The organism is Arthrobacter sp. CJ23 (genome assembly GCF_024741795.1).
In the GTDB taxonomy this organism is placed as follows: domain Bacteria; phylum Actinomycetota; class Actinomycetes; order Actinomycetales; family Micrococcaceae; genus Arthrobacter.
Genome location: NZ_CP102950.1, coordinates 1,533,180 through 1,545,177, shown reverse-complemented (window position 1 = coordinate 1,545,177; position 11,998 = coordinate 1,533,180). Strand labels below are relative to the sequence as shown.

12 protein-coding genes are annotated in these 11,998 nt (G+C 66.5%); 6 read left to right on the top strand and 6 right to left on the bottom strand.

Going from position 1 to position 11,998, the window contains the following annotated elements; all coding sequences use genetic code 11:
* Positions 1-3 precede the first annotated feature (3 nt).
* A complete protein-coding gene (locus NVV90_RS06820) occupies positions 4-1,614 on the bottom strand; it encodes a carboxyl transferase domain-containing protein (protein ID WP_258440431.1) in 1,611 nt (536 codons plus the stop codon).
* Positions 1,615-1,785: 171 nt separating this feature from the next.
* On the opposite strand from NVV90_RS06820, the gene NVV90_RS06815 reads away from it, so the two are divergent.
* Positions 1,786-2,418: a TetR/AcrR family transcriptional regulator gene (locus tag NVV90_RS06815; RefSeq protein WP_258441093.1), complete on the top strand. Its 633-nt coding sequence runs from the start codon at positions 1,786-1,788 to the stop codon at positions 2,416-2,418.
* Positions 2,419-2,527: 109 nt separating this feature from the next.
* Here the strand turns inward: NVV90_RS06815 and NVV90_RS06810 are convergent, their stop codons facing one another.
* The 3 genes from NVV90_RS06810 to pdhA are packed head-to-tail and all read right to left on the bottom strand — an operon-like array spanning position 2,528 to position 6,083.
* Positions 2,528-3,910 (bottom strand): dihydrolipoamide acetyltransferase family protein, encoded by a 1,383-nt coding sequence (locus tag NVV90_RS06810; RefSeq protein WP_258440430.1) that lies wholly within the window; start codon positions 3,908-3,910, stop codon positions 2,528-2,530.
* Positions 3,907-4,917: an alpha-ketoacid dehydrogenase subunit beta gene (locus tag NVV90_RS06805; RefSeq protein WP_258440429.1), complete on the bottom strand. Its 1,011-nt coding sequence runs from the start codon at positions 4,915-4,917 to the stop codon at positions 3,907-3,909. The genes NVV90_RS06810 and NVV90_RS06805 overlap by 4 nt, the downstream gene beginning before the upstream one ends.
* On the bottom strand, positions 4,917-6,083 hold the full coding sequence (pdhA, locus tag NVV90_RS06800) for a pyruvate dehydrogenase (acetyl-transferring) E1 component subunit alpha (RefSeq protein ID WP_258440428.1): 1,167 nt from the start codon (positions 6,081-6,083) through the stop codon (positions 4,917-4,919). The genes NVV90_RS06805 and pdhA overlap by 1 nt, the downstream gene beginning before the upstream one ends.
* 192 nt (positions 6,084-6,275) lie before the next feature.
* Here pdhA and NVV90_RS06795 point away from each other — a divergent pair, with 192 nt between their 5' ends.
* The 5 genes from NVV90_RS06795 to NVV90_RS06775 all read left to right on the top strand — a co-directional run bounded on the left by NVV90_RS06795 (position 6,276) and on the right by NVV90_RS06775 (position 9,775).
* Complete coding sequence (locus tag NVV90_RS06795) at positions 6,276-6,749, top strand: Lrp/AsnC family transcriptional regulator (protein ID WP_258440427.1); 474 nt, start codon at positions 6,276-6,278, stop codon at positions 6,747-6,749.
* A 165-nt stretch (positions 6,750-6,914) separates the two neighbouring features.
* Positions 6,915-7,460, top strand: a complete 546-nt coding sequence (locus NVV90_RS06790; protein ID WP_258440426.1) for a hypothetical protein — start codon at positions 6,915-6,917, stop codon at positions 7,458-7,460.
* A gap of 142 nt (positions 7,461-7,602) precedes the next feature.
* Positions 7,603-8,010 carry a DUF4383 domain-containing protein gene (locus tag NVV90_RS06785; RefSeq protein ID WP_258440425.1) on the top strand — a complete coding sequence of 136 codons (408 nt, stop codon included), beginning with the start codon at positions 7,603-7,605 and terminating at the stop codon, positions 8,008-8,010.
* A gap of 46 nt (positions 8,011-8,056) precedes the next feature.
* The gene (locus NVV90_RS06780; protein WP_258440424.1) at positions 8,057-8,653 is read left to right on the top strand and encodes a hypothetical protein; all 597 of its coding nucleotides are present in this window, start codon (positions 8,057-8,059) and stop codon (positions 8,651-8,653) included.
* A 102-nt stretch (positions 8,654-8,755) separates the two neighbouring features.
* On the top strand, positions 8,756-9,775 hold the full coding sequence (locus NVV90_RS06775; protein WP_258440423.1) for a PHP domain-containing protein: 1,020 nt from the start codon (positions 8,756-8,758) through the stop codon (positions 9,773-9,775).
* 73 nt (positions 9,776-9,848) lie between these two features.
* Here NVV90_RS06775 and NVV90_RS06770 read toward each other — a convergent pair whose 3' ends face one another.
* Positions 9,849-11,456 carry a cation acetate symporter gene (locus tag NVV90_RS06770; RefSeq protein WP_258441092.1) on the bottom strand — a complete coding sequence of 536 codons (1,608 nt, stop codon included), beginning with the start codon at positions 11,454-11,456 and terminating at the stop codon, positions 9,849-9,851.
* Between the two features lie 5 nt (positions 11,457-11,461).
* Positions 11,462-11,842 carry a DUF485 domain-containing protein gene (locus NVV90_RS06765; RefSeq protein WP_258440422.1) on the bottom strand — a complete coding sequence of 127 codons (381 nt, stop codon included), beginning with the start codon at positions 11,840-11,842 and terminating at the stop codon, positions 11,462-11,464.
* Between the last annotated feature and the right edge of the window lie 156 nt (positions 11,843-11,998).

Genomic DNA, 11,998 nt, shown 5'->3' with positions numbered 1-11,998 from the left:
TGGTCACATCCTGAAAAGGCCGAAGGCGGTATCGGGCAGGGGCTGGCGGGAGACGACGTCCAGGGCCAGGCCCAGGACGCGCCGGGTGTCCGCGGGGTCGATGATGCCGTCGTCCCACAGCCGGGCGGTGGAGTAGTAGGGGCTGCCCTGTTCCTCGTACTGCTGCTTGATCGGGGCTTTGAAAGCTTCTTCGTCCTCGGCGGACCAGTCCCGCCCGGCGGCTTCGTGCTGTTCGCGCTTGACGGTGGCGAGCACGCTGGAGGCCTGGTTGCCGCCCATCACGGAGATCCGGGAGGCGGGCCACATCCACAGGAAGCGCGGGCCGTAGGCGCGCCCGCACATGGAGTAGTTTCCGGCACCGAAGGAGCCGCCGATCACCACGGTGAGTTTCGGGACGCGGGCGGTGGCGACGGCGGTGACCATCTTGGCGCCGTTCTTGGCGATGCCGCCGTGTTCGTAGTCCTTGCCCACCATGAAGCCGGAGAGGTTCTGCAGGAAGAGCAGCGGGACGCCGCGCTGGTCGCAGAGCTCGATGAAGTGGGCACCCTTGAGCGCCGATTCGCTGAAGAGGACCCCGTTGTTGGCCACGATCCCCACCGGGTGCCCGTGCAGGCGGGCGAAGCCGGTGACCAGGGTGGCGCCGTACTCCTTCTTGAACTCGTGGAATTCGGAGCCGTCCACCAGCCGGGCGATGACCTCGCGGACGTCGTAGGAGGCGTTCACGTCCACCGGAACCACGCCGTAGAGTTCGTCCGGGTCCGCCAGCGGCGGAAGCACGACGTCGGCAACGTCCCAGGCCGGGGCAGCCGGAGGCGGGAGGGTGGCGACGATGTTCCGGACGATTTCGAGGGCATGGGCGTCGTTCTCGGCCAGGTGGTCCGCGACGCCGGAGATCCGCGTGTGGACCTCGCCGCCGCCGAGTTCCTCGGCCGTGACGATTTCCCCGATCGCGGCCTTCACCAGCGGCGGGCCGCCCAGGAAGATGGTGCCCTGGTTCCGGACGATCACGGTCTCATCGCTCATCGCGGGAACGTACGCGCCGCCGGCGGTGCAGGAGCCCATGACGGAGGCGATCTGCGGGATCTTCGCGGCGGACATCTTTGCCTGGTTGTAGAAGATCCTGCCAAAGTGCTCTCTGTCGGGGAAAACCTCGTCCTGCTTCGGCAGGAACGCGCCGCCGGAGTCAACCAGGTAGATGCAGGGCAGCCCGTTCTCCAGGGCGATTTCCTGGGCGCGCAGGTGCTTCTTGACCGTCATCGGGTAGTAGGTGCCGCCCTTGACCGTGGCGTCGTTGGAAATCACCAGCACATGCCGGCCGTGCACCAGGCCGATGCCTGCGATCACCCCCGCCCCGGGGGAGTCGCCGTCGTACATGCCGTCCGCCGCCAGCGGCGCGATCTCCAGGAACGGGCTGCCCTCATCCAGCAGGTAATCGATCCGTTCCCGCGGCAGCAGCTTCCCACGGGCAACATGCCGCTCCCGGGACTTCACCGGCCCGCCCAGGGCCGCCACCGCCAAGCGCTCCCGCAGCTCCGCGGCCAGCGCCTCCTGGGCTTCGCGGTTGGCTTCGAAGGTTCCGCCGGCGGAACCCGGCAGATTGGCAATAGTCTCCATTGACCTGCATCCCATTCCCGGCCGCCGGTACCCAAACGGCCATTTCGGTTAGTGTCCTGTAACTGGAATTTAGGTTAGTCTCTATTAACTGTGAAGTCCAGCACACGAGACCGAGGAGGAAGCATGACCGAAGTCCCGGAGGCCAGGCCCGACGCCGCCCGGCGCGCCTCGATGCACAGCATCCCGACCCAGACCGCCCAGACGCAGGCTGCTTCAACCCAGCGCGGCCGGGCCAAGGAAATCCGCCGCAAGGCCCTGCTCACTGCGGCGGCCGGGCTGTTCGCCGAGAAGGGCTTCAACCGTGTGTCGCTCGAGGACCTCGGCGCTGCCGCGGGCGTGAGCGGCCCCGCCGTTTACCGGCACTTTCCCGGCAAGCAGGCTGTGCTGGGCGAACTCCTGCTAAGCGTGAGCCGGGACCTGCTCGACGGCGGCATGCGCGTCGCTGCCGAAGTCACCGATCCCCGGGCGGCCCTGGACGAACTGGTGCGGTTCCAGGTTGACTTTGCCCTCAGCAACGCGGACGTGATCCGGGTCCAGGACCGCGACCTGGACAGCCTCACCGAAGAAGACGAGACCGAGGTCCGCCACCTCCAGCGGTTGTACGTGGAGGTCTGGGTGGGAGTACTGGAAAAGCTCCACGTGGGCACGGACATTTCCGAGCTCCGGGTCCGCGCCCACGCCGCCTTCGGACTCATCAACTCCACGCCGCACTCGGTGCGCAACCACGGCCGCCGGATCGCAGCGAAGTCGGCCCGGACCATCCTGGAGCACATGGCCATCGCCGCGCTCACTGCGTCGTTCTAAAGCACGTGCCAGCAGCGCGAACGGGCAGCTAATGCCCAAAACCACGGTTTCAGGGGCATCAACTGCCCGTTCGCGCTGCGCCGACGCCGCAGCTGCCGATCCCGTGGAGCTACACCATGGTCATGACCATGGCGGGGTCGGCCAGGATCGCACCCAGGTCCGCCAGGAAGCGGGAGCCTTGCTCGCCGTCCACCAGCCGGTGGTCGAAGGACAGGCTCAGCGACATGACCTGGCGCACCGCGAGTTCATCGTTGTGCACCCACGGCGCCTTCCGCACCGAGCCCAGGGCCACGATGGCGGCCTCGCCCGGGTTCAGGATAGGCGTGCCGGCATCGATGCCGAACACGCCGATGTTGGTGATGGAGATGGTGCCACCGGACAGTTCCGCCGGCGAGGTCTTCCCCGCCCGCGCCGTGTCCGTGAGTTCGGTCAGCGCCGTGGAGAGCTCCAGCAGCGACATCCGGTCCGCGTCCTTGATGTTCGGCACGGTCAGTCCGCGCGGCGTGGCGGCCGCGATGCCCAGATTCACGTAATTGAACTGGACAATCTCCTGGGCGGCCTCGTCCCAGCGGGAATTCAGCGTCGGGTTCCGGCGCAGCGCAACAAGCACGGCCTTCGCCGCGATGGTCAACGGCGTGAGCTTGAAACCTTCGAAGGCCCTGCTGGACTTGAGGCGCGCCAGCAGCTCCATGGTGGGCGTGACGTCGACCGTCAGGAATTCGGTCACGTGCGGTGCCGTGAACGCACTCTGCACCATTGCGGCCGCCGTGAACTTGCGGACCCCCTTGATGGGCGTGCGCGTCTCGCGCTCACCGGAAACACCGGCGGCGGCCGGGACCGCGGTCGCCGCCGCGGCGCCGGCGTCCACGAAGTTCTGCACGTCCGTCCGGGTGATGAGCCCGCCGGGGCCGGTCCCCGTGAGCAGCCCCAGGTCAATGCCCAGGTCCCGCGCCAGCTTGCGGACCGGCGGCGTGGACCGCGGCCGCTCCCCTGCCGGCGACATGTCGGCCGGTCCTACCACCGGCGCGCTGACTGGCGCCGCGACTGGCGCGACCGCCGGCAAGGCGGCAGCCGACACTGGTTCTGCGGGCACCTCTCCGGCACGCTGGCGCCTCACCGGGCGGCCCGATGCCTCGACGACGGCACCATAGCCCACCAGGTTCGGCTCCCGTTTCGCCGGAGCCCCCACGGCCTCGGCGGCCGGAGCGGCACTGACGCCATTAACACTGCCGGATCCGGCGTCGTCCACCTCGAAGGAAACGATCGGCTTGCCGACCTCGACGACCGTCCCGGGCTGTTCGTGCAGTGCTGCCACCACGCCGGCGAAGGGCGAAGGAAGCTCCACCACAGCCTTGGCGGTCTCCACCTCGGCGATGACCTGGTTGAGGGTGACGGTATCCCCCACTGCCACCTTCCAGCTGAGAATCTCCGACTCGGTGAGTCCTTCGCCGAGGTCCGGCAGCCTGAATTCCTTGATCATGGCGGCGCTCATCCTTCCAGTCCGCTCAGCGAGTTGCGACGGCCCAGGGCCCGGTCGACACCGTCCAGGATCCTGTCCAGATCCGGCAGGTGGTGCATCTCGAGCTTGGAGTACGGGTAGGGGACATCGAAACCGGTGATGCGCACCGGCGCCGCCTCAAGGTAGTTGAAGCAGCGTTCGGTGATGCTGGCCGCGATTTCCGCGCCCAGGCCGCCCGACTGCGCCGCTTCGTGCGTGATGACCAGCCGGCCGGTCTTGCGCACGGAGGCCTCCACGGTGGGGAAATCGATCGGGGCAAGCGAGCGCAGGTCGATGACTTCGATGGAAGTCCCCTCGTCGGCGGCAGCCAGCGCGGCATCCCTGGCCGTCTTCACCAGCGGACCGTAGGCCACCAAAGTGACGTCGCTTCCGGCGTTGACCACCCGCGCCTTTTCCATGGAGAGGGCGGTGGCGAGCTCGGCGGCCTCGTCCACCTCGCCCTTGTCGTGGTAGCGGCGCTTCGGTTCGAAAAACAGCACGGGATCATCCGAGGCGATGGCCTGCTGAATCATGGTGTACGCGTCCTGCGGGTTGGAGACGCTGATGACGCGGAGTCCGGAGGTGTGGGTGAAGTAGGCTTCCGGCGACTCGGAGTGGTGCTCGGGCGAGCCGATGCCGCCGCCGAACGGGACGCGGATGGTGATGGGCATTTTGACGCGGCCCTGGGTGCGGTAGTGCATCTTGGCCACCTGGCTGACGATCTGGTCGAAGGCCGGGTAGATGAAGCCGTCGAACTGGATCTCGCACACCGGCCGGTACCCGCGGTAGGCGAGGCCCACGGCGGTGCCGATGATGCCGGACTCCGCCAGCGGGGTGTCCACCACGCGGTGGGTGCCGAAATCCTTCTGGAGGCCATCCGTCACGCGGAAGACGCCGCCCAGCGCGCCGATGTCCTCCCCCATGAGGACCACCTTGGGATCGCTTTCGAGGGACTTGCGCAGCCCTGCGTTGATTGCACGGGCAAAGGTCAATTTGGACATCAGAGTGCACCTTCCTCGGAAGATCCGGCGAAGCTTTCCAGATAGCGGGAGTAGTGGTCCTTCTGGCGTTCGATCCAGGAGTTGGGCGTGCTGTACACGTGGTTGAAGACGTCCAAGGGTGCGGGATCCGGCATGTCGATGCAGCTGGCGCGGAACTCGGCGGCGACGGCGTCGGCCTTGGCCCGCACCGTTGCTTCCAGGGCCTCGTCCAGCAGGCCCTTGGAATCGAGGAGGGCCTTCAGCCGGGCGATGGGGTCCTTGGCGGCCCAGTCCTCGAGCTCGTTGGGGTCGCGGTAGCGGGTGGGGTCATCCGCGGTGGTGTGCGGGCCCATGCGGTAGGTGACGGCTTCGATGAACGTGGGTCCGCCGCCCTTGCGGGCACGGTCCAATGCCACCCGGGTGGCCGCCAGCACCGCGAGCACGTCATTGCCGTCCACCCGCATGCTGGGAATGCCGAAGCCGTTGGGGCGGTCGGCGATCTGGACGTGGGACTGCAGGCGCACCGGCTCGGAAATGGCCCAGTGGTTGTTTTGGCAGAAGAAGACCACGGGCGCCTGGAAGCTGGCGGCGAACACCATGGCCTCACTGACGTCGCCTTCGCTCGTGGCGCCGTCGCCGAAGTAGGCCATTACTGCCGAGTCCGCACCGTCGTGCTGGATGCCCATCGCATAACCGGTGGCGTGCAGGCTCTGGGAACCAATGATGATCTGCGGGGTGGCCAGGTTGATGCGCTGGGGGTCCCAGCCGTAGGAGGCATTACCGCGCCACACCCTGGCAATCTCGGCAAGTTCCGCTCCGCGGACGTAGGCCACGCCGCTCTCGCGGTAGCTGGGAAACACGAAGTCGTCCTCGCGCAGGGCCCGGCTGGAACCTATCTGGGATGCTTCCTGCCCCAGCAGCGGCGGCCAGAGGGCCAGTTCGCCTTGGCGCTGGAGTGCGGTTGCCTCGGCGTCGATGCGCCGGATGACAGTCATGTCCTCGTACAGCGAGCCCAGCTGCTCGTCGCTGACGTCCTTGACCCAGACGTCGAATTCGGGATGGCTGATGCGTTCACCCTTGGGGGTAATCAACTGGATCAGGCTGCCGCCCGACCGCAGGGGATTCTCTGCACTGTGTACAGGGCGTGAGGCGCTTGTGGCGCCCTTGCCCACCTCGTCCGTCAACACAGGTATCCATACCTTCCGCGTCGTTTTTCGCCGATCCTGCAGGCCTTGTGGACCCGCGCAAACCAGCCCCGGGCGCCCTCGCCCGGGATAATTGTGACCCTACTCACAACGCTCAATGGGCACAACCACCTGCGCAGAAGTTGAGCATTGTGCCCTGTTTGGGTTCGCCCCGCCGTGCTAATCTTGCGCATTATGCAACCCTTGGATGTCACTGACAAACGCCTGCTTTCGGCCATGGCGAAGGATCCGCGCGGCACCGTTGTGGCTCTGGCCCAGAGGCTGGGGCTGTCCCGGAACACGGTGCAGGCCCGCATGGCGCAGCTCGAAAAGAAGCATGCCTTCCTGTCCTTTGAACGGCGCATCAATCCGGTGGCCCTGGGCTATCCGCTCACGGCCTTCATCTCGGTGCACGTCCAGCAGCAGAAGCTCGCGTCGCTGGCCCAGGACCTGGGAGCCATCCCGGAGATCCTCGAGGGCTTCGGCCTGACAGGCTCAGCCGATCTGCTGCTGCGGGTTGTGGCCCTGGACGCCGAGGACCTATACCGCATCAACGGCAAGATCCTTGCCTGCGACGGCGTGGAGCGGACCGACACCGCCCTGGCCATGCGCGAAATGATCCCCTACCGCGTCCAGCCGCTGCTGGGCCTGCGTTCCGCGGGGGGATGAAGCCGGCACGACGGCGGCCGGTGAAGCCGGCACGACGGCGGCGCCGCTGGCTATTGCCCCGGAGTACGCAAGTGCGGTTGGATGCAGGTGGATGGATTGGGGGCCGGCCAGCGGTTCCCGGCGACATGGCGGTGCCGGTGCAGGCCGCCGGGAAAGGGCACGATCGTGAGCAACCCGCAGGAACCCCACCAGCCAGGCCAGAATCCCCCACCGTTCCCGCCGCCCGGATACGGCGGACCGCAGCAAGCGCAGCCGCCGCAGTGGCAGCCGCAGTGGCAGCCCCCGGCCAAGAGCAGGAAGGGCCTGTGGATTGTGCTGGGCATCGTGGGCGGCGTGCTGGTCCTGGTGGTCATCGGCGTCCTCGTCCTGGTCAATGTGGTGGGCGGTGCCACCAACAGGGCGCGCTCGCTGGCGGACGAGTTCACCACACTGGTGGTGAAGGGCCAGACCGACGAGGCCTACGACAACTACATTCATCCCGCACTGCAGGCCGAGATCGACAAGGAATCCTTCAAGGAAGGCATCCAAGGCCTGGAACTGGATGCCTCCTGCAAACCGAACTACAGCTCCGTGAACGTGAAGTCGGAGAACGGCAGCAACTCCGCCGACATCGCGGGAACACTTCAGTGCTCCGGCAAGAGCATCGAACTCAGGTACGTGTTCGAAGGCACTGACGAGCTCAAGATGAGCAGCATCCGGCTGCGCCCCTGAACCCCGCCACCGGGCTGCTGTGAAAGCGGCCGGGAATCACACCCATCCAAGCCGGCACATGGTCCGAATCACTGGGTGAGAGCCCCGCCCGGGGCTCCAAGGACCGGCCGGGTTGCCCCGGCCCCACCGGAAGGTTCGGACCATGCGCACATCGCCCAACCGCCTGATCGCCACCGTTTTCGGAGCCGTGTACCTGCTCGTCGGCGTTCTCGGCTTCTTCGTCACCGCGGGAATCGGCTTCTTCGCCACCGAGGGAGCGAACCTGATCATCTTTGCCGTCAATCCGCTCCACAACGTCATCCATCTCCTCATCGGAGCGGCCCTGCTGTACGCGGGCATGAACAGCACCACGTTGTCCAAGACGATCAACTCGACCGTCGGCGGCGTGTATCTGCTGGTCGGGATCCTGGGCCTGTTCCTGGTGGGCTCCCCGCTGAACATCATCGCGCTGAACGGGGCAGACAACGTGTTGCACCTTGCCAGCGCCGTGGTGTTGCTCGGCGTCGGGCTTTCCCAGGACAAGGTTCCGGTCCGCACCGCACATGCCTGAGGCGCCCGGATTCATGCGAGCTGCAGTCGGGAGGAAGGCAACCACGATGGCCAGCAACGATCGCCCCACCCTCAAGGCGGCCGCCCTGATGTTCGCATGTTTCGCGGCCATGGCGGCCGGGATGGTCGATCTGTCCATCTCTGCCGGATACCTCACCGGAGCTGGCTCCGCGACACCCGGCATCATGGTTGCCGGGGGCGCAGCCCTCGCAGCAGGCCTGGCGCTTCTCGCCTGGTCCCTGCAGGGGCTGCACCGCAACTCCGTGGTCTACCCCCGGTACCTTTTCCCGGCGTCGGCCACCGCTGCTGCCGCGCATGTGGGAGCCCTCGCCTGGGGCATGGCGAATAGCCCACGCTCGCTCGATGTGAGCCACCTCGCCGCACTTGGCCTGACACTGATGGCTCTCGCCGGAGCAGGCTGGTTGCGCAGGCAACACACGAGCAACGACGGCGGCGCCCACGCCCAGCCAAGGACCGGGCGGCTTCTGGCCGCCGCGTTCGGAGCCGCCGTCGTTGTCGCTGCAGTGGCGACACCCGGCTTGGCCGCCTCAATGGCGGGCCAGCACGCTGTACCGCACGGGGAACACAGTCAAACACCGCCGGCAGGGCATAGTCCGGACGGAAGTCCCGGACACCGGCACTAACGAAAACCGGAACGGGCGCACCATCGATTCTGCCCAGGGTCGATGGTGCGCCACACGCGTTGGGGCTGTTGATGGCGAGCCCGGTTCGGGGATCATGGAGCCATGGATCCCGTTGAGGCGCTCGAAGAAATATCCTTCTGGCTGGAACGCGGCCGTGCCGAGTCTTTCAAGGTCCAGGCCTTCCGGAAAGCGGCCGACGTCGTCCGGCAGCTGCCGCCCGACGAGCTGGTGCGGCTGATCCGCAACGGACGGCTCACCAGCCTGAAAGGCGTAGGCAGCCGCAGTGCGGAGGTCATCACGCAGGCCCTGGAAGACCGGGTTCCGGAATATCTTGAAACCCTTCGAGAACGGGGCACCGAGTCCCTGGCCTCCGGTGGTCACACTCTCAGCTCGGCCCTCCGCGGAGACCTCCACAGCCACAGCAACTGGTCTGACGGCGGCTCGCCAATCGAAACCATGGTTGCAGCGGCCCGGACCCTCGGCCGGGAATACCTCGCCCTCACGGACCACTCCCCCAACCTCCAGATAGCCAACGGCCTCAGCGCCGAGCGGCTCGACCAGCAACTCGCGGTAGTGGACGGGATCAACGCGGACCACGACGAATTCCGCCTGCTCAAGGGCATCGAAGTGGACATCCTTGAGGACGGAACGCTGGACCAGTTGCCGGAGATGCTGGACCGCTTGGAAGTTGTGGTGGCCAGCGTGCACTCGAAACTACGGTCGGACAAGAAGACCATGACCAAGAGGATGCTGGCCGGTGTCCGGAATCCTCACACCAACGTCCTGGGGCACTGCACCGGCCGTCTCGTCCAAGGGTCGCGCGGAACCCGGCCCGAGTCCGAGTTCGATGCCGCCAAAGTCTTCGCTGAATGCGCCGAGTGGGGGGTCGCCGTCGAAATCAATTCACGGCCGGAACGCCAGGACCCGCCGGACAAGCTCATGCGAATGGCCCTCGACGCCGGCTGCCTGTTCAGCATCGACAGCGACGCCCATGCTCCCGGTCAACTCGATTTCCTCCAGTACGGTGCCGAGCGCGCCGAAGCCGTCGGGGTGCCGGAGGCACGGATCGTCACAACCTGGCCGCTGGAGCAGCTGAAGGAGTGGCTCAGTCTGAAGAAATAGCTCGATACGCGCAGGAGGGGCTCACCCGCGTGTTCGCGGATAAGCCCCTCGTTGCTGATTTGAGGCTGGCGGCTTAGTGCTCGACGGCCTTTTCGGCGCCCACTCCGGTCAGCGAGCGGACTTCCATTTCGGCCTGCTTGGCCGGATCCTCGCGCCGCTTGTCCAGCACGGTTCCGAGCCAGCCGAGGAAGAAGGCCAGCGGGATGGACACGATGCCGGGGTTGCTCAGCGGGAAGAGCGCGAAGTTGGCCCCGGGGATCATGGAGGTCTTGGCACCCGAGACCACCGGGGAGAGCGTGATCAGCAGGATGGCCGAGGCCAAGCCGCCGTACATGCTCCAGACGGCGCCCTGCGTGGTGAACTTCCGCCAGAACAGGGAGTAGACGATGGTGGGCAGGTTGGCCGAAGCCGCCACGGCGAAGGCGAGCGCCACCAGGAAGGCCACGTTCTGGCCATTGGCGAAGATGCCACCAAGGATCGCCAGGATGCCGATCACCACCACGGTCCGGCGGGCCACCTTGACCTCGGTATCGGGATCGGCCTTGCCCTTGGAGATGACGTTTGCGTAGATGTCGTGGGCGAACGAGGCTGCTGCGGTGATGGTCAGGCCGGCCACGACGGCCAGGATCGTGGCGAAGGCGACGGCGGAGATGAAGCCCAGGAGCAGCGGCCCGCCCAGGTGGAACGCCAACAGCGGGGCTGCCGAGTTCACGCCGCCGGGGGCGGACTTGATGGTGTCCGCACCGACCAGCGCGGCGGCGCCGTAGCCCAGGACCAGGGTGAAGAGGTAGAAGAGGCCTATCAGCCAGATGGACCACACCACGGACTTGCGGGCTTCCTTCGCCGTAGGGACGGTGTAGAAGCGCATCAGCACGTGCGGCAGGGCGGCCGTGCCGAGCACCAGGGCCAGGCCCAGGGACATGAAGTCCAGCTTGGAGGTTTCGGACTTGCCGTACTGCAGGCCCGGGTTGAGGATGTTCGGGTTGTTGGCCGCGTCGGCGGCCGCGCCGAGCAGATTGGACAGGTTAAAGCCGTAGATGGACAGCACCCAGGCGGTCATCACGGCTGCGCCGGCGATCAGCAGGATGGCCTTGATGATCTGCACCCAGGTGGTGCCCTTCATGCCGCCGATCAGCACGTACATGATCATGAGGGCCCCGACCACGATGATTACCAGGGCCTGTCCGCCCCAGTCGCTGATGCCCAGCAGGAGCGAGATCAGGCTTCCGGCGCCGGCCATCTGGGCCAGCAGGTAGAAGAAGCAGACGGCCAGGGTGGACAGGGCTGCCGCGATCCGGACCGGGCGCTGCCGGAGCCGGAAGGAGAGCACGTCCGCCATGGTGAACTTGCCCGTGTTGCGCAGCAGTTCGGCAACCAGGAGCAGCGCCACGAGCCAAGCCACCAGGAAGCCGATGGAGTAGAGGAAGCCGTCATAGCCGTTGATGGCGATGGCACCGGTGATGCCGAGGAAGGACGCCGCCGAGAGGTAGTCCCCCGCGATGGCTGTGCCGTTCTGGGATCCGGTGAAGGAGCGGCCGGCGGCGTAGTAGTCCGCGGCCGTCTTGTTGTTCCGGCTGGCCCGGAACACGATCACCATGGTGACCAGGACGAACAGGGCGAAGATGCCCATGTTCAGGAGCGTGGTGTCTTTGAGCGCACCCACATTGACCGCGGGGACCATTCCGTTCACTTTGCCGCCCCCATGACTGCGTTGCCTTCCTTGTCGAACTCGTGGCCTTCGATCTCGTTACGGATCTCGGCGGCGATCGGGTCCAGCTTCCGGTTGGAGTAGCTGACGTACCAGGCCGTGATGCCGAAGGTGGTGGCGAACTGGAGCAGGCCCAGGATCAGCCCGACGTTGATGTTGCCCCAGACCTTGATGGACATGAATCCCACCGCGTAGTCGGCCAGCAGGACGTAGGCGAAGTACCACAGCAGGAAGGCCACTGCCATGGGGAAGACAAAGCTGCGGTGACGGGTTCGGAGCGCCCTGAAGCGCTCCGTCTGCTGGACTTGCTGGAAGTCCACGGACGCCGTCTCGTCCTGGTTTTGGGCTCCATTACCCATGGTTCCTCCTGAGTGTGAGTGTCCACATCGGCTCCACGCACTCCGCCAATGTGACTGCAATCACTATCGGACGCGGTGCGGGCTGCCTTCCAGAGCCCCGCAGGTCCGGGTCGCCCAGCGGTCACGATGCTGCGCCCAACGGCATTCTCCGGGGCA

Excerpts from the sequence above, each read along its gene's own strand:
- NVV90_RS06820 (WP_258440431.1), bottom strand. The coding sequence starts at position 1,614 with ATGGAGACTATTGCCAATCTGCCGGGTTCCGCCGGCGGAACCTTCGAA.
- NVV90_RS06815 (WP_258441093.1), top strand. The coding sequence starts at position 1,786 with ATGCACAGCATCCCGACCCAGACCGCCCAGACGCAGGCTGCTTCAACC.
- NVV90_RS06810 (WP_258440430.1), bottom strand. The coding sequence starts at position 3,910 with ATGAGCGCCGCCATGATCAAGGAATTCAGGCTGCCGGACCTCGGCGAA.
- NVV90_RS06805 (WP_258440429.1), bottom strand. The coding sequence starts at position 4,917 with ATGTCCAAATTGACCTTTGCCCGTGCAATCAACGCAGGGCTGCGCAAG.
- NVV90_RS06795 (WP_258440427.1), top strand. The coding sequence starts at position 6,276 with ATGCAACCCTTGGATGTCACTGACAAACGCCTGCTTTCGGCCATGGCG.
- NVV90_RS06785 (WP_258440425.1), top strand. The coding sequence starts at position 7,603 with ATGCGCACATCGCCCAACCGCCTGATCGCCACCGTTTTCGGAGCCGTG.
- NVV90_RS06780 (WP_258440424.1), top strand. The coding sequence starts at position 8,057 with ATGGCCAGCAACGATCGCCCCACCCTCAAGGCGGCCGCCCTGATGTTC.
- NVV90_RS06775 (WP_258440423.1), top strand. The coding sequence starts at position 8,756 with ATGGATCCCGTTGAGGCGCTCGAAGAAATATCCTTCTGGCTGGAACGC.
- NVV90_RS06770 (WP_258441092.1), bottom strand. The coding sequence starts at position 11,456 with ATGGTCCCCGCGGTCAATGTGGGTGCGCTCAAAGACACCACGCTCCTG.
- NVV90_RS06765 (WP_258440422.1), bottom strand. The coding sequence starts at position 11,842 with ATGGGTAATGGAGCCCAAAACCAGGACGAGACGGCGTCCGTGGACTTC.